The sequence below is a fragment of the Bacteroides xylanisolvens genome (genome assembly GCF_018289135.1).
GTDB classification, from domain to species: domain Bacteria; phylum Bacteroidota; class Bacteroidia; order Bacteroidales; family Bacteroidaceae; genus Bacteroides; species Bacteroides xylanisolvens.
On sequence record NZ_CP072216.1, the window covers coordinates 6351428 to 6369691 of the forward strand.

At 41.8% G+C, this 18264-nt stretch carries 15 protein-coding genes; all 15 read right to left on the reverse strand.

The annotated features are described in order from the left end of the window. Positions 1-204: 204 nt before the first annotated feature. The gene (gene rpmA / locus INE92_RS25735; protein WP_004316697.1) at positions 205-468 is read right to left on the reverse strand and encodes a 50S ribosomal protein L27; all 264 of its coding nucleotides are present in this window, start codon (positions 466-468) and stop codon (positions 205-207) included. Between the two features lie 21 nt (positions 469-489). Continuing rightward, a complete protein-coding gene (gene rplU / locus INE92_RS25740; protein ID WP_004316691.1) occupies positions 490-807 on the reverse strand; it encodes a 50S ribosomal protein L21 in 318 nt (105 codons plus the stop codon). 193 nt (positions 808-1000) lie between these two features. After that, a complete protein-coding gene (locus tag INE92_RS25745) occupies positions 1001-1639 on the reverse strand; it encodes an HAD-IA family hydrolase (RefSeq protein ID WP_211421273.1) in 639 nt (212 codons plus the stop codon). 38 nt (positions 1640-1677) lie between these two features. Beyond that, positions 1678-2562 (reverse strand): TraB/GumN family protein, encoded by an 885-nt coding sequence (locus INE92_RS25750; protein WP_195436688.1) that lies wholly within the window; start codon positions 2560-2562, stop codon positions 1678-1680. Positions 2563-2588: 26 nt separating this feature from the next. Then, positions 2589-3119 (reverse strand): C40 family peptidase, encoded by a 531-nt coding sequence (locus tag INE92_RS25755; RefSeq protein WP_004316687.1) that lies wholly within the window; start codon positions 3117-3119, stop codon positions 2589-2591. A gap of 51 nt (positions 3120-3170) precedes the next feature. Beyond that, positions 3171-3878, reverse strand: coding sequence for an ABC transporter ATP-binding protein (locus INE92_RS25760; protein ID WP_074708534.1), 708 nt, complete (start codon positions 3876-3878; stop codon positions 3171-3173). 38 nt (positions 3879-3916) lie between these two features. After that, entirely contained in the window at positions 3917-5410 is a 1494-nt protein-coding gene (locus INE92_RS25765; RefSeq protein ID WP_004316684.1) for a DUF5687 family protein, read from the reverse strand. 24 nt (positions 5411-5434) lie between these two features. Beyond that, positions 5435-8272: a M16 family metallopeptidase gene (locus INE92_RS25770; protein WP_118219342.1), complete on the reverse strand. Its 2838-nt coding sequence runs from the start codon at positions 8270-8272 to the stop codon at positions 5435-5437. 81 nt (positions 8273-8353) lie between these two features. Next, positions 8354-9154, reverse strand: coding sequence for a 3-deoxy-8-phosphooctulonate synthase (gene kdsA, locus INE92_RS25775; protein ID WP_004316678.1), 801 nt, complete (start codon positions 9152-9154; stop codon positions 8354-8356). A gap of 117 nt (positions 9155-9271) precedes the next feature. After that, entirely contained in the window at positions 9272-10198 is a 927-nt protein-coding gene (locus INE92_RS25780) for a diacylglycerol/lipid kinase family protein (RefSeq protein ID WP_004316677.1), read from the reverse strand. 57 nt (positions 10199-10255) lie between these two features. Beyond that, complete coding sequence (gene miaA, locus INE92_RS25785) at positions 10256-11176, reverse strand: tRNA (adenosine(37)-N6)-dimethylallyltransferase MiaA (protein WP_004316676.1); 921 nt, start codon at positions 11174-11176, stop codon at positions 10256-10258. A gap of 876 nt (positions 11177-12052) precedes the next feature. Beyond that, positions 12053-14707, reverse strand: coding sequence for a TonB-dependent receptor plug domain-containing protein (locus tag INE92_RS25790; RefSeq protein ID WP_195436694.1), 2655 nt, complete (start codon positions 14705-14707; stop codon positions 12053-12055). Between the two features lie 21 nt (positions 14708-14728). Next, positions 14729-15934 (reverse strand): hypothetical protein, encoded by a 1206-nt coding sequence (locus tag INE92_RS25795; RefSeq protein WP_004313013.1) that lies wholly within the window; start codon positions 15932-15934, stop codon positions 14729-14731. 105 nt (positions 15935-16039) lie between these two features. Further along, positions 16040-16684: an ATP-binding cassette domain-containing protein gene (locus tag INE92_RS25800; protein ID WP_004313014.1), complete on the reverse strand. Its 645-nt coding sequence runs from the start codon at positions 16682-16684 to the stop codon at positions 16040-16042. 20 nt (positions 16685-16704) lie between these two features. Then, positions 16705-18252 carry a DUF4836 family protein gene (locus INE92_RS25805; RefSeq protein WP_008645657.1) on the reverse strand — a complete coding sequence of 516 codons (1548 nt, stop codon included), beginning with the start codon at positions 18250-18252 and terminating at the stop codon, positions 16705-16707. Positions 18253-18264: the final 12 nt, after the last annotated feature.

The following is an 18264-nucleotide window of genomic DNA, read 5'->3' on the forward strand; positions in this document are numbered from 1 at the left end:
ATAAAAAAATAAACGATATTACACTTCTGTAATATTTTGGTAATAATAAGGATGGAAAAAATGAAAAATATCCATGAGGTGAATATTTGAATGTTAAAAAGGCGTATACTTGTCAGGCGATAAAGTATGTTTTGGTATAAAAAGAAAGGAGATACAATCTTGTGGATTGCATCTCCTTGTCTTAACTATTTTCAGTCCGGATAATTATGCTTCTGTTGCAGGAACGATAGAAACATATCTTCTATCTTCTTTACCTACTTTGAAATTAACTGTTCCGTCTACTAAAGCGAAAAGAGTGTGGTCTTTACCCATTCCGATGTTTTCACCCGGGTGGAATTCAGTACCTCTTTGACGAACGATGATGTTACCTGCTTTGCAAGCTTCGCCACCAAATATCTTAACGCCTAATCTCTTGCTCTGTGATTCGCGGCCGTTCTTAGAACTACCGACACCTTTCTTATGTGCCATTTCTTCTTACTTTTTAATTGATTAAGCTACTACTTCTGTAATTGTTAATTCAGTGAACTGTTGACGGTGACCGTTCAGTTTTCTGTGTCCTTTTCTTCTTTTCTTGTGGAAAACAAGAACTTTGTCGCCTTTAACCAAGTTTGAAACAACCTGGCAAACAACTTTAGCGCCTTCTACGGTAGGAGCACCTACTGTAACGTTTCCGTCTTTGTCTACCAAAAGAACTTTTTCAAATTCTACTGTTGAACCGTTTTCTGCACCTTCGATGTGGTGAACGAACAACTTTTGACCAGCTTCTGCTTTAAACTGCTGACCGTTAATTTCTACAATTGCGTACATCTTATATATAATGTATAAGTTAGCTCCGGCGGGTGGTCTTTAATCACTTAAAGAGCTCTTTATCGAACCCGTTGCGGAATAATCGGGCACAAAAGTACTATTTTTATTCGTTCCCGACAAATATTTCTTTTATTTTTTGCAGGAGATAAAATGATTACAGCAAATAAATGAGCATTTTAACTCTCATTGTAGCTTATTGGACCAACTCTCCCAAATTCTGCATAATGATTTTGTGTGGATAAATGCGAAGTTCCTCGACTGTTGTCATTCCGTTCAATACGCCTGCAAAATCTACTCCTGCATTTCGGGCCGTTTCAGCATCTACCGTGCTATCTCCGATATACAAAGTTTCTTCGGGTGTACTTCCCAAATGTTCCAAAGCAAATAGTACCCCTTCCGGTGAAGGTTTCGGTGCTTTTACATCTTCTCCTCCCACAACTATATTGAGAAAATCTTTTGGCAGATATTCTTCCAGATAACTCAATATCCGGAAGCGATACTTGGTAGAGATAATTCCGACGCGGGCACCCCGTTTCTTTAATTCTTTCAGTGTAGATAATGTATCAGGGAAAAGACGGGTATTTACATTCATGTGTACATCAGCTTCCAGTCTGTATTCCTGCCGGAAAGATTCTAACTGTTCCGGGTCGGTAATTCCAGTAAGGATACTGAATGATTCTTCCAGTGTTTTGCCGATCGTGCGCTTGATAGCTTCATCGGTAACGGTTAAATACTGGTGCCGGGTGAGCACAATTCTGAAACATTTAACGATACCACGCGACGAATCGGCTAATGTATAGTCGAAATCGAATAAATAGGTTTTGTAGTTCATTGGGGAAAACTTTTCCGCAAAAGTACTAAATACTTTTCTTATTTCACAGGTTCTACTGTGTATCCTTGGCTTTTTAGTAACTTTAATAATCCTTTTTCCCCGGGAAGGTGCAGGGCGCCTACCGCAACAAAAGTCGGAGCGGCTTTCATGATAGCCGGTAATTTTTCAGCCCATATTTTATTACGGTTGTAAATTAGGGCATCTTCTTCGCTGGGAAGTGCGTCGCATTGATTGCCTTTGCGCTCTTCGCTGATTTTGAACATAGTGTTCAAATCCTGTTTCATGTAAGCGTTCGTGAGCTTTTTCAGGTTTTCTACTTCTGCTTCTATATTATTAAGAGTGCACATGAGTAGCTGTGCTTGTCGTTGTAGTGAACTACCGTTGAAAAGCAGGTTGAATTGGAATTCGGCAGTTTCCAGACCGTCCACCTTTTTTCCGTTTTGGGCGGCTTGGCTTTGAAAGAACGTGTCGAGTTGCTCTTGCGGGTTGAACTTTCCTACATGTTTTACGTAAGCCATTACCACTACATTATTCAACAGGAAGGCAGGTTTTAGTTTTGAAGCCATATTTAAGTCTACCATCAGGTTTTCTTTGCAGAATTTGTTAGCAGTCTCAAAGTCTTCCGGAGAAAGGAGGGAGGTCAGTGTGGTATCACTTTCAATCATCATTGCTTTTTGCATCTTTCCCATGGTAGCGGGCGACTGCATTTCCGACATTTTCAGTTCTCCATACACCTGTTGCGTTTCATTCATCGCTTTTTGAAGTCCGGCAATGCTGTCCATGATGCTGAATGGTGCCAAGTGATGAGTACCTATGATGTAGGACGGTTGAGTTAGTCCGTTGCCGGACACTTTCCATAAAAGTTGTGCATTGGCACTGAATGCCACACAAATAAATATAACTGCTCCGATGAATGATTTCATAATTTTATATCATTAGAAGTTGATAATTAACGTATTCTGCCTCCGCTTATCCAGTGTTTGGTATAATAACTCTCGTTCAAGTTGCTGACGATCACTCCTTTGCTGGTACTGGAATGAATGAACTTTCCGTTTTTCAGATAAATACCCACATGAGCTACTTTCTTTTTTGAACGGCTACTGGTAAAGAATACCAAGTCTCCTTCCCGAAGGTTTCGCTTAGCGACCTTATTACTTTCTTTTTTCAAGTCCTCTGTATTGCGTGGCACTTGGGTGCGGTATACCTTTCGATACACTTGATAAACCAGCCCCGAACAATCTGTTCCTCGTTTAGAATCACCCCCGCCACGATAAGGAACCCCTATCCAGTCGGCTGCTTCGAGATAGAGCTTATGATTATCTTCCAGATTGACATCTACACCTAATAAAATAGAAGCTCGTGCCAATGCTTGATAGTCCAGCCGGGGAGCGGAAGTGCGACAGGAACTAAATATAGCAGCCAGCCCAACTAATAGATAGATAAATTTTAATTTTGCCTTCATCAACTGTATCTCAATCATAAATCATAAATCATAACTCATAAATCATAACTCATAAATCATAAATCTCCCTCACTCTTCTTCTACATTAAAATAATCCTCCAGTTCTTTTTCTGCGGAGTTATCTTCGTTGATAATATCCCGGATGATGACCCCGTGTTCCAGTAAAGCGATCCGTGGACATACATCTACGGTATGATTGAGGTTGTGACTGGATATGATAACCGTAGCCTGATGCTCCTCGTTGTATTTCTTAAGCAGATGTTTAATGATAGACTGCGAACTTGGATCGAGGAAATTGAACGGTTCATCCAAGATTAATAATTGCGGATAATGAAGCATGGCGGAGATTATCCCGATCTTTTGCTTGTTACCGGCAGAGTAGTTGCGAATTAATTTTTTGTGTCCGATCACTTCTCCGCTCATAAAGCGTTCGAAAGGGATAAGACGTTCGTCTACTTCTTCTTTTTTGAGTCCATACATTTTCCCGATGAAATAGAAATATTCTTCCGGAGTGAGATAATCGATCAGGAAGCCATCGTCGATGAAAGCACCGGTAATGCTTTTCCAGTCTTCACTCTGGCTGACATCAATATCATTTATAATCACTTTTCCATCGTCTGCTTTCAGCAGATCCAACATCAATCGGAAAAGAGTTGTTTTACCGGCACCGTTGTTACCCACCAATCCGAGCATGTCGCCTTGATTGATTTCGTAATGTTCTATGTCTACGGCAACCTTTTCACCGAAATTCTTTTTAAGTTTATCAATGGTAATCATGATCTTCAATGTTTATATAGTTAATGATTCATGAACGTTTATTGGCGGCTGTCTCTGAAGCCTTCCATATTTTCGTACCGCCGTTTCATGAAGCGATGATATACATTTTTTATCCATAAAGGAGAGGTCAGGGTAAATCCGAGACCAATCACTAACAGGATTGTGTAAGTGATTGTTTCTCCCAAAAGTGCATTTAACAGGCTGTATAAGATAAGCGGTACGCCGAAAGCACCGAAATTGACCAACATCTGTATGGCGCTATTGTTTTGTCGGCTTGTCACTTTTTCGTTCAAAGGTACTGTCTGTTTGTTGTAAACAGCCAGTTGGAAGAAGCAGAAATAGATAAAGCCAATGGTATAGAAAAACCAGGCAAAAGCACCCAATAAGGTAAGTTTGTTCATGATGATAGCGGGGATCATCAGTATGAAAGGTATAATTTCACCAATACTGTATGTGTAATATTTAGCTTTCAGCAAACTCATAATCGATTCTTTGCGAGACATCAGACCATCAATGTAGTTGCCCTCGAATGACATTATCTGTGAAAGGATAATCATTCCGAATACGGCAAAGTTATACACACAAATAAAAGAGGTCATGAAATTACCGTCATAGACACTGGAAAAGCTAAGTGCAACGGAGAAAGCTACAATTACGATAGAGATATTGCGTAGTGCACCTTTGCAGCGGCGGTTGCGTAAGAGCATTTTCAGTTCCAGTCGCATATATTCACCCACTTCTCCGTAGCGTTCGAAGAATTTATATTCGGAGACGTGTTTTATTTGGGTATCATCCACTTTGGCTAGCTCTGCATAAATCAGCCCGGACATGATTTTGCGGTTAATCAGCCATAAAAGCACAATTACAAGTATGGTGCCGAGAAAATAGAAAATGTTTCCCTGTATATATCCGTCTCCCAGATCCATGAAGAAATAGAAGAGGGGACTATCTTCGGGAATAAAAAGAAGGCAGCCTATTCCACCGTAGAAAGCGATAGGTAATAGAATCCACCAAATACGTTCGTTGATAAGAGTGCGGCAAAGCAAGTACCAGTAATTGTTGGCAATAATTAATAGCAGGATACCGATAAGATAGGTGATAACACCGGAGATACCGAAAAACTTGGTAATAGTGATGAAGGAAAAAGGGACAAATAGAAACAACCAGAACAGGTTGAACAGACTTAGTCCCGAGCGGATCAGTAAAAAGTCGATGACACGAATTCGTTTAACCGGCAACAGGAGGTAAGGTTTTACCTCCTGTGTCGGTGTTTTTTGTAACGGAACACGCAACAGGAAGTCCAGTGCCAGGATAAAGATCAGAACCACTGCGTTCATTACATGATATGGTTCCCGGTTGGGAACCATATCTGAAAAACCGAACGCGAATGTCGTACCGAAGAATATCAGGTAACCGGCCCAAAATGCGCCCATGACATAACCGAGTATTTTAGCAACTTTGTTCTTTTCATACATCGGATGCCGTTTGGCGGCGAGCCTTCCATGTTTACGTAATTCGTTGAATATCATCATTCAGTAGATATACTAGAGAAATATTTATTTGTTTTCTTCCGGTACAGTCATAATGACTTGAATTTCGTTGTTCTGTTTCAGCAACTTGGCAAGGAAGTCTTGTACTTCTTTAGCAGTGATGCTGTTGACCAACTTTTCATAGTCTTTTGTATTATCGACACCGGTGTAGAAGTATTCGTCCATGTTATTGAGCCAGTAGCCATTTTCTTTTTGGGCGTCTTTATACTTCTTCAGCATATATTCTCTGATCTTCTGCATGTGTTCGGCAGACGGACCTTCTTTGGCCATTTTGTGGAGTTGTTCCACAACGATAGCAGAAAGGTGGTCTTTCTTGGCAGGATCAGTCTGGAATACGATTTGAAGAACCAATTCTTCTTTCGGATATTTACCCAGGCTACCGTTACAGCTTACGCCGTATGTACCACCTTCTTTTTCACGGATTTCTGCTGTGTAAACCAAATCCAGAGCCTGATCTAAGAAGCTAAGCAGGACATTGTTGCGTAAGTCGTATTTGCAACTACCGCTATAAAGGAACATGATGGTAGCCATCGGAGTTTCCTGTGCTTTTGCGAATACATTCTTGATCTGTCCTTTGCGGATATCCATGTGGTTGTCCTTGAAAGTCTCTTTACGGTTGATAGATGGCAGGCTACCCAGATATTTGGCGATCAACGGTTTCATCGTTGCCAAATCTACATTTCCCACCAGGTAGAAAGTAAAGTCGCTTGCGTCTTTGTAGCGGTCTTTGTACATTTCGAGAATACGGTCGTAGTTGATCTGGTCTACCATATATTCTTTCATTCGGATAGCACGCGGATGATGACCATATAATACACTTGTAATAGTGTCACTGAAAGCAGTCATCGGGTTGGCATCCGCATTTTGAAGTTCGGCTTTCAAACGATTCTTGTAAGATTCGAATGCTTCATTGTCCTTGCGTGGAGAAGTGAAAGTCAGATAAGTGAGTTGCATCATTGTCTCAAAATCTTTCGGTGCACAGCTACCGGAAACCGTTTCTGTTGTATTACCGATACCGGCAGCCACGTTTGCACGTTTACCGGCAAGAGCTTTGCCCAAGTCAACCTTGCTGAAATTACCGATACCACCCACCAGGGCTACTCCGTTTAATTGAGCAATATTGATGATCTCTTCGTTCGGGAATATGCTCGTACCACCGAAACTTACCCCTTTCATAACAATTTGGTCAGCTTTGAAATCAGTAGGCTTCACATATACAGTTACACCGTTGGAAAGTACTAACTTAGTCGTACCATAAATGTCTCCGGCTTTTTCAGAAACAATTTTGCCACCTTTCAGTTCTTCCGAGATCAGCGGTTCGTTAGAGACTTTGTCTTCATAAGGCTTCAAGTCAAATGACTTCATTTGTTTCAGCAGAGCGGCAATCTCTTCTTTGGTAGGATATTTCACTCCTTCTTTTTCCGGACCGGCCAACAGAACTACCTGGTTATTATCAGTAATCAGTTGTTGCATGATCTGGTTAACAGCTTCTACCGGAATATTCGGAGCCAGTTTGTTCAGGAGCGTATATTCAACTTCGATTCCCGGAATCGGTTCTTTATCAAGGAAGTTGTTAACGTATTCGTTGACATAAGAGCCGCTTTTGGTTTTTTCGCGTTCGTTGTAAGCAGATTCTACGGCTTGCAGATAGTTGGCGCGTGCGCGGTCATATTCTGTTGGCGTAAATCCGAAGCGGCGTGCGCGTTCTGCTTCTTCCAGGATAGTCTTCGTAGCTAAATCGATTCCGTCGATTTTGCTGCTTGCGCTGATACTGAATGCTTCTTTAGTTTTGGCAAGGAAATATTCTCCATATTCTGCACCGGCACTTGTGAAAGGAGGATTAGCAGTCTGGCGAAGTTCGTTCAAACGGTTGTTCAGCATATTCATAGCCATGCTGACCATATAGCTCGTTGCGTAATAAGCGATGGTATTTTTCAAAGAATCCGGAGTCGCATCTTGTTTGAAGAAGATGTTGACAGAAGGATTTTTCACTTCTTTGTCAGTACCGATATAGATAAGCGGTTCCTGATTGTCTGCTACCGGATAGTAGATACGTTCGGCCGGATTTACCGGAGCTTTTACGTCTGCGAATACTTTTTTAAGTTTGGCTTCAATTTCATCTACGTTGATGTCACCTACAATAACGATACCTTGCAGGTCCGGACGATACCATTTGGCATAATAATCGCGGATATCCTGATAAGGGAAGTTGTTGATAACGTCAATGCTTCCGATAGGCATACAGTCTGAATATTTAGAATCCGGATACATCGTAGGCTGTGCATTGGTCATGATACGGAGCATGCCGCTGTTACGGCTTCTCCATTCTTCGCGGATTACGCCACGTTCTTTGTCTATTTCCTTGTCAGCAAGGTCGATGGCACTCGACCAGTCGTGAAGGATAAGCAAGCATGAATCTACTACATTAATGTTTTCAGTCGGCACGTTGCTGATATTATATACCGTCTGATCGACGCTGGTATATGCATTCAGGTTTGTACCGAATTTGATACCTTTCGTTTCGCACCAAGGTATAATGCCAAGACCTGTCTCATCCCCCGGGAAGTTTTTGGTTCCATTGAAAGCCATGTGCTCCAGGAAGTGAGCCAAACCACGTTGTTGCGGTTCTTCAAGGATGGAACCTACTTTCTGTGCGATGTAGAATTCTACTCGTTTTTCAGGAAGTGCATTGTGTCGAATGTAATAGGTAAGCCCGTTGTCCAGTTTACCGATGCGGACATTTTTGTCCACAGGCAGTTCTTGCATGGGTTGTGCAAGTACGAGCTGGAAATTGCAGCATATAAAAAGGACTGCAATAAATAATCCACGTAATAAATGTTTCATGTTCTATTTAGTTTAAATAAATATTTCTTTGTTATTTGTCGTCTTGTTTGGTTGTAAATCACAAATAGACAGGGAAAAGAGTTATTTTATAGCTTCCCGTATCCTGACTAACTTCGTTAACAGCCCTTCCAGAAGGTCTAACTTTAGCATATTGGCACCGTCACTTTTAGCTACCGCAGGATTCTCATGTGTCTCAATGAATATCCCGTCAGCACCCACGGCGATACCTGCTTTAGCTACAGTCTCTATCAGTTGCGGCATTCCACCGGTTACTCCACTGGTCTGGTTGGGCTGCTGCAGGGAATGGGTGACATCCAGAATAACCGGATAACCGAATGATTGCATTTCAGGGATGCCGCGATAGTCTACAACAAGGTCCTGATAACCGAAAGTCGTTCCGCGTTCGGTAAGCATCACATTTTTATTTCCTGCTTCCACCACTTTATCGGCAGCAAACTGCATTGCCAGCGGAGAAAGGAACTGCCCTTTTTTGATGTTAATTGTTTTTCCGGTTTTCGCTGCTGCAACCAACAAATCGGTCTGGCGGCAAAGGAAAGCCGGGATTTGAAGTACATCTACATATTCGGCTGCCATAGCTGCTTCATCTGCACTGTGAATATCTGTCACAGTCGGAACTCCGAAAGTTTCATGTACTTTTCTTAATACTTTGAGTGCTTTTTCGTCACCGATACCTGTAAACGAATCCAGGCGTGAGCGGTTAGCCTTGCGGTAAGAGCCTTTGAATACGTATGGAATTTGCAGAGCTTCGGTGATTTTTACTACTCGTTCGGCAATGCGCATTGCCATCTCTTCACCTTCTATAACGCATGGACCTGCCAACAGAAAGAAGTTACCGGCAGGATTGTTCTTAAGTTCTATCATTTTTCTTAATCTAATTATAAGTTTATGTTTCGGGCACGGATTACGCGAACTATACGGCTTTTGCAGATGTAGATTTACTAAAAAACGTGTAATCCGCGTAATCCGTGCCTGAATTTATCAATTTGGAATAATAAGTGTTGTTTTTTCCGAAAGCACCCCTACTTCCAGCGGGAAATGTCTAGGCAACAACCGCCCGTCCAAATCTACAGCGGCATTTTGTGCCCGTAGTACTTTTACTTTCTTCGTCCGGTAGCTTTTCACTACCTTATGATTCAGGATTCTTCCCTGAATCAGCATCCATAGTCCGGAGATAATTTGCAGGAATTCCGGTCGGTAGATAACGGAGACATCCAGCCATCCGTTATAAGGAACGGCGCTAGGCGTCTGTCCCCATCCCCAGGCACTGCCTATGCATACGGTCATGATGCGTCCGCGGATATGCTCGTCGTTGATGCGGAGGTGCATCCTATAGAGTTTCCGTTCAAATATAAGAGAAAACAGGGCGGCCACGTAGGAAAGGAATTTCACCCCCCAGAAGCGTTTGGTCTGATCGGTGATTTTAACGATTCGTGCCCCCAGTCCGATATTAACAGCATTGAGGAAGTAGCGGCGTTGGTGTTCTTTTCCATCGTAGAAATTGCAGTACCCCACATCTATTTTCTTCAGCCGGTGATTGATGATACAGTCGACAGCCGGTTTATATTCGGTACTAAGCCCCCAATATTTGGCGAAGTCGTTTCCGATACCATTGGGAATCATGCCGAGAGCGATGTTTTCTTTATCTTCGGCATCGGATAGCATAATGCCGTTGATGGCATCATTTAATGCCCCATCACCGCCCACAATGACAATCGTGCGATAACCATTGTTGGCCAAAATCTTGGCGAGACGTTCCACCGAACCGAAACCTTCGGATTGTACATAGTCATAGTCCACGCCTTTACTGTCCATGTACTCCTTAATTTCTTTCCAGCGCTTTTTTACCTTTCGGGTACCAGCTTTCGGGTTGTAAATCACTCCCCATTTCTTTGGTTCTACACTCATATTCGTATATCTATCCTATTGTGTATTAAAAATCACACTATATAACTGACAAAGATACTAAATCCCTTCCAGTTTCTCTTTTACAAAAGCTATCTTTTCTTTCATCGGCAGTTCCGCATTCATCCAATGGATGGTAAATCCTCTTCTTTCCATGCCGCGAAACCAGGTCATTTGCCGTTTGGCAAACTGATGGATCGCAATTTCCAGACCGTTGAACATCTCTTCATAGGTTAGTTTTCCAATAACATACAATGTCAGGTATTTATATTCCAACCCATAATAGATTAAATCATCCGGCGCAATTCCTTGCTCGATCAATTGCCGCACTTCATCTACCATTCCTTCGTCCAACCGTTGTTTCAATCGGCGGGTGATCTTTTCACGACGCAGTTCCCGGTCAATATCCACTCCGATAATGAGGCTGTTCAATTCAGGAAACTCCCGTTCGGGAACCGGATGGGCAGCATAATATTCTTCAATCTCTATCGCACGGATAGCACGTTTCACGGTATCTACGTCGGTAGAATTGTGTAATGTTTTGTACCGGCCTAATATTTCCGTCAACTCTTCGAGCGAATGATTTGCCAAACGAATACGTAATTCAGGGTTTTCCGGCACGGGCATCAGCTTATATCCTTTCAATACGGATTCCAGATACATGCCTGTCCCTCCACATAAAACGGGGAGACAGCCTTTTTGTTTGATTGATTCGTAAGAAATCAGGAAATCGCGTTGATATTCGAATACATTATATTTATATCCGGGATCTGCAATGTCGATTAAGTGGTAGGGGATTGTACGTCCGTTTACTGTATAGTCTGCCAAGTCTTTTCCCGTACCGAGATCCATCCCTCTGTATATCTGACGAGAGTCGGCACTGATAATTTCTGTATTGAGTTCATAGGCCAAGGCCGCGGCAAAGGGAGTTTTACCCGAGGCTGTAGGTCCGAGTATGGCGATTAAATCATAGTCCGGCATAGCTTCATTCTTTTATATCTGCAAAATTACGAAATAATTTTAACCTGTTTGATATTCAATCACTTTTTTATCAAGATAAGTAGAGGGAGAAGGATTCTTTATGTTTTCGTTCTTGTACAAAATGAATTCCCACCTCCACGCACTGAAAAAGAATTTTTCATTTCATTTCTCATATTCTCATTGTTTTTGATAAACGAAAGATAATCAGATAGATATTTTATGAGAAATACTTTTTAAAACGGCATTTCTCATAAGTTTATCCGTATTTTAGCTCTAAATAGACCTTATTCTCATAGTGTTTCAGGGTATTTCTCATAGTCAAAAGCCATTCGTCTTTCCTTTTTTCTTTCGACTTACCTTATTTTTATCAGGAAACGAAGCTACTATTTAGATAAAATAGTGGCTTATTGCTTGAAGATGCTCATTAGTTCCGATTGTCCCATATATTGTGGGAGAGTATTCCCATATATTGAAGGAAAACTTTCCCACAAAATGAGGGAATCCTTTCCCAAGCTGTTGGGAATCTTTTCCCACAATATATGGGACTAAGGCACTGTATATGGAAACAAGCAAAAGGAATACATCGTTCTATTTATTCAATGCCGGCTTCCGGCACATTACACTATGAGAAATACCTTGAAACACTATGAGAATAAGGTCTATTTAGAGCTAAAATACGGATAAACTTATGAGAAATGCCGTTTTAAAAAGTATTTCTCATAAGATATTAATCTGATTATCTTCCGTTTATCTAAAAACAATGAGAATATGAGAAATGAAAATGAAAAATCGTTTGCAGGGAGCACGGAATAGATTGTATTTAGTTCATTTTTTGTACCAATAATGAGTCTATTCATATCTCAAATTCAGTTTCATTTATTTTTTGTTGATCGTTTGTATCGTCCGGCATATCTTTCCGTTTTTATCCACGCCTTCTATGATGATATCTTCCGGTGCAGTGCTGTCCGGAGTATAATATTCTATAGTTGCTTTTCCGTCTGCATTCAGTTGTAAGGATGGATTCCAGTAGATAGTGCTTCGTAAATCCGAACGTTGGTCATTCTTTTTCTCGGGAGTGTCATAAGTCGGCTGATAGAACTCTACTGAATCGCTATATCCCAATGGAGTACATGTAATAATGCCCTGTGCCGGTCTTGCCGGAAGATCCTTGCCGTCTTTCAGGGTGATGACGATGGCACCTGCCGATCCGCGGGAACCTAAAATTGCTGCATCAGCACCACGAAGAAGGCTCAAACTGGACATGTCGCTGGTTTGAATCATGGTCAGTATGTCGTTGTCGTCTTCATAGACAACATCATCAATGACGATAACGGGTTGTTCGGGATTGTTGCGGATATGTATTTCGTTTCCGTTTGTCACACTGACCCCCGGAAGCCTGCTGACTGCATCGAAGGCCGTCTGTGCACCGAATCCTTCAAGTCTGTCTCCTTCGATAGTGTAGGTGTTGATGCCTCCTGTATAAATACTTTCCGAACTGGCTTTCTTGCGGCTTCCTGTAACCACTACTTCTTTTAGGTTGTATACTCTCATTCCACCCTCCATGTAATACTGGTCGCGGGTATTTAGCAAATAATCTTCCATAAAGGAGGTTGATGTTCCATCATGAAAAGGAGATTTAGGAGAAGCTACCGGGTATTGGGGAGCATCGATCACGATGTCTACTCCGGCGAATCCTCTTTTGGTACGTGCCTGAACGAGGAAAGTTGTGCTGTCTCTGAATGATGTATTGACGATGAATTCTCCTTTCTCATCTGTGGTAGTAGTGGCAACGATGTTCTGTTTGGGGGCTAAAATACAAATAGGTCCTTTTTTGACGTTGCCGCCGAAGAAACCCTTGATACGTCCGCTGATCGTTTGTCCTTTTTCCATATAGTTGGTGAGGTTCAATGAAGGCGAAGTCAGTACATTTTGGATATGATGCCTACGCCATCCGTGCGTCATCATCAAGAAGTCTATCGTGCGAAGTGTACGCAGGTCTTGCTGAAGAACATAATACCCCGGATTTTCTACATATCCTTTCAAATCTGAAGTTAGTAGAAGGTTCGATAAGATATTATCTGTAAGTGAGTCCGGCTGGATACTTCTTCTGTCTGTAATGCTGACGGAGAAACTACCTTCTACCGGAGTTCCGTTATCATCCTTTGCTGAAATTTGCAAGGAAACCTTTTCTCTTTTTCCGTATGTAGGCTTATCCGCAAGGATTTGCCATTGATGTGGATTCCGGTCGGGTACGAAAACTAAACGTTCGCTAAGTGCGTTTCCCTGTTGGTCGATTAACATAAAATGGGTGATACCTGCGTTGAATAAACTGTCATTCATTCTTCCAAAAGTCCTGTCGGCACTGACCGGTTGCAAGATTGCCAGCTTCCCACGAGTGTGTGCAATCAAGAATAACTTTTGAGGCCACTGGGTAGCTTCTGTTTTTTGGATTTCGTAGCGTATTTCTTTTTTGTAATGCGTCATGGAAAGAGCGATTCCTTTTTCTTCTGCGGCCGGAAGATCGAATCGCTTGGTAATGCCGTCACTAGACTTGGCAATCACATAATAGGAATTCCCTGCAATCGGGTTCAAGGTGAAAACTCCCATACCATCATGCTCCGAACGAAAAGCAGTTAATGTGTCTCCTTTTGCATCGAACAGAAATCCTTCTATTTCTGTGGAAAAACCATCCGATCCTTGAGCTTTGAAAGCTATGTTTTGATGAGCAACGGTCAAGAGAGCTCCACCTTCCGGGAAGAACTTAACGTCAAAGTCTTTTGTAAACGAAGGCAGATAGAACGTTCTCTTATAAATATATTGAGGATCGTCAAATTCTACTTCAATCTGGCGTGCGGCAATAGGCTTCAGATCCGGCAGAGAAATAGAAATCAAACCACTTTCGTCCGTCTTTCTTTTACCTTTATCTTTTATCTTTCCGTTTTCGATGGTGCGATAGCGGATGGTTGTATTTCCGAAAGCCTCTTGTGTGTTGCTGGTAAATCTGACCCTAGCTGTATAATGTGATTCGTCTTCTTGTTGATACTCAATGTTTGAAACAATCGTGTTATCAATCGAATTACCAATCTTCAGATTACGTGAATAAAAGAATTCCGGTTCCTGATTAAGCATCCAGTTGCTATATCCCCGCAAATAATAGTCACCTGCAGGGAGAGTGGGACGGAGCGTGAAAGCATTATGGAAACCTAACGAATCTCTGCGAATCTTCTTGCGTTCCACGATAGAGTCGGAACGATTGACAAGCTCCGTAATGATGAAGTTACTTTGCGTATTGTCTTGATGAGTGACAGAATTTACGAGATACCCCTTGAACCAGATTTTTTCTCCTGCTCCATAGAAAGGCTTATCTAAATGCAGATACAGTTTTTCTTGCGGAACTTTCTCCAGCAGATTGAAATACGCAAGAATTGTATCTTGTGTGTTTTGTCCGGATAATGAGGTAAAACAGAATAACATTCCGAAAAAGAAAGCCATTGAACCTCTATTCATTGAAAATGTAGTTTTGCTTTTCATACGATATATCTTTGAATACATTTATGATTTATGCATCCAGATAGAAAGTACTTTCCTCTTTACTGCCAGTATGTTAATCACCGATACGACAATGAATAACACAACACCCATGCTGATAGCTGCCCATAATGACCCGGTTTCCAGTTGTGGAAACAATAATCGGATGCTGTCTATGTAATAACTGCGTAGCCAGGAGACTAATCCGATGGATAATACAAGTACGATAACATTCAGTCCTACCGTGAGTAACTGATAAGGCAATGCTACCTTGTTGGGACTGTACCCGATTAATAACAAACTCTCCAACTTAGTCGTATTTTTTTGCAAGAGCAAGAAAATGCTCAACATCAGGATATAGAATGAAAGAATACTGATAAATAAACCTACCCCCAATACAATGCCTACGATAAGACGGAGGAAATAAGTCGTTTTTCCGGCATCCAGTTTGCCGTCTTCCGTTTCATATCCTTTCTTTTGAAAATAGCTGGCGATAGCGGAATCCGCCGGATTGCTCACTTCGATAATCAATCGCGCCGGTTGTGCTTCTGCATTCGGTGCGAAATTCTCATTCGCCCATTTCATAAAAGACTGGGGAACAAGAATCGTATTCAGACGATTGGAGAAGCCGACAATGTTTCCTTTGTACTGTTCCACCCGTCCGTTTCCACGCATCATAATATCCATTTGAATTAGCCCCATCAATCCTTCCGAGAGCTTGGGAAGACTACGGCTCTGTGCAAAACCGAAGTTGTAAAGGTTCAGATAGTTGCGGGGAATGATAATGGGGATGGTATGCGTGCTTTCGTCGAAGTGCCACTTGTCGAGTTTGATGTCCACAAACTCATCAGGAACAGACTCAAAGAACATATCCGTGGAAAGATGAATACCAGCTTCCTGCATGCCCAATCCTGCCGATACTTTGAATTGAGAAGGAGTGAAAGCCCCTATTGTTTTGGTAAACGGTTGTTTCTTCAAATCCGCAATATCTTCGGCAGAGAACGTATTACTCTTTCCTGCAAAAGAACCGAGTGTGCTGATTTTCTTGGTAGCTATGATGAAATCCTTTTTCATAAAGCTGTCTCCCTCGGTGAATACCGGAATGACATCTTTATAAAACTGCACACTAAGCAATACAATCATCATGCCGAATAGATTGGCTAAAAAGAAACCGGCCAGTTGACCGATACTGATATGTTGGCGGAGGAGCTTCCAGACAAGGGTTGGCATTTTATTTATAATTTTACGATTTACGATTTGAAATGTTGCAGTGGAGGGAGACGGCTGATTTTCTCACTTACTATTTTCCACTCATTTTTTGTTATTTATTACTCGTTACAGTTGAAGTATATGGTTGTAAGGCAACTCGATATGCTTACCGATGGAGGTTGCGATTACACCGGCTCCTTGTGTCTTTGCCTCGGCAATGATAAGTTCACCCATGATGCGGCTGTTATCATCATCCAGATGGCTGATCGGTTCATCCAGAAATAAAAAGTCGAACGGCTGGCAGAGTGCCCGGATAAAGGCAACACGTTGCTGCTGTCCGAAAGATAGTTTGCCGGCTTTCACATTTATTTTATCTGCGATACCCAGTTGCTCGAAGAATGATAAGATTTCTTTTTTCTTTTTGCATCCGGTAAGGTTATTCTTCAATTGCACATTTTCAAGAGCGGTCAGTTCGGTGAAGATGCGTAAATCTTGAAAAAGCATACTTAGTGAATGCTTTCTTAGGTCGACCCATTGCTTCACGGAGTATGCTTTGATATTGATTTCATCGAAATTAATAATCCCCTGGTAGTCGTTGCGATAACCATAGATATAGCTGCACAACGAAGATTTGCCGGTGCCGGAAGCTGCTTCAATCAGATACATTTCTTCTTTCCGGAAGATCAGATCCTGGTGCCATACATCCGAAGTCACCGAATTACGGTCAGCAAACACTTGGGGAAGTGTTTGCTGCAGGTGAATACTATTCATACCGTTTGTTTACAAATTAATTACATGCCGGCAAATTGCTTGGCAAAGTCTACGATTTGTTTGAGAGCGTTGACGTCTTTGTCTTTCAGGCAAAGGTCGATCTCGCTGATTTCTCCTTCTGAACTCATTGACAGATAAGAAACCTTATTGGCTAACTCAATATATGTTTTAACTTCCTGTCCTCCGAAACCTGCTACCATTTTAACAACAGGCAAGTCCAGTATTGCTTCAGCGTTGATTGCAACAAAGATGGTTTTACCCTTCATATCCGATGCGTAAGGAGCATCTTTTATCGATTTGTCGGCAGCTTTGCCCACGTTCTTGTAGAGTAATTCATCATTGGTAGCATACATTTGTTTATCCTTGATACCGAAGAATATATTCATGCCTTTTGTTTTGTAGACATATTCGTCCTTGCTAAGTTGCATGATATCTTCCCCTCTTTTCAGTCCCAATGATTGCTTGTTCTTATAAATTGTTTCGAGGGCATTACCATTCTTAACATCCGCATACATCATGAAAGTAGGAGCACTGTTCATCGTTACGTTGATTAATCCGGCAGAAATATCACCATTGAACGAGCCGAACAACTCTTTTACTTCGTCTGCTTTAGCAATAGATACTGTATTGCGGAATTCCTTATTTTCGCTCAATAAGTTGTAAAGCCCTTCTCCTTTCACACCTACATTGAAGAACATCAGTGTGGAAGACGGGAAGTATTTAACGAAAGTGTTGTTTGCTTTTCCAAATGACTCCATTTGTTTTTTTATAAGCGCTTTCACGGCTTCGTTTTCAGTATAGTTTTCTGTTTTGAGGGCAATCTTGCCTTTCTCAAAATTCAGTCCTCCTACAAGAGTGATGTCCTCTGCTTTCACCTCCGTTGGTAACCCCATGCTTATCTGGTTGCGATAGGTTGCAGGGATAGCTTCCATAGAAGCGAGGAAGTTGATATCGCTTTTCTGCTTTTCCATTTTTTGGAAAGCTCCTGATTTTACAATGCTGTTATCGGTCGTCTGTTTCAACAGATTAGTGATGGCTTCTTTGGCTTTTTCAGTTTGAGTGGTTCCGCTTACATTGACTATCAATACAGTAGAATTGTTGAAAGCGAGCAGGCCGCCATTCATTGTTGTAAAACTGTAGCCGTCAGCTTCGCTTATCGGCTGGCAGATTTGTTCTTTAGCCATCACGTCGAGTGAAGCATGAAGATTGTCCTCGTTGTTCACTTTACCTACAACAGTAGGGTAAGGGAAAGAAGAGGATGAGAATACATAGAATGGAGATTCGACATCGATTCCCGATTCACCCGGATTCTTCATGACCTTTTCCAGTTGTTGGAAGGTAGCGGCATTCATTCCGCTTTTCAGTGCTTCCAGTACTTTTTGTTTCGCAGCTTCATTCTCTTTATCATCCAATCCCGCTTTACTTGCAAGGGATTTGAGGTTGATAGAGGCAACTACCGAGGCGTCAGCCGGTATCACATTGGTATACTCCGATGTTTTGGAACATGCTGCCAGAAAAACAATCAGTACTGCCAGTACCGAGAGTCGTGAAATCGTTTTCTTTGCCATACTTATGTTATT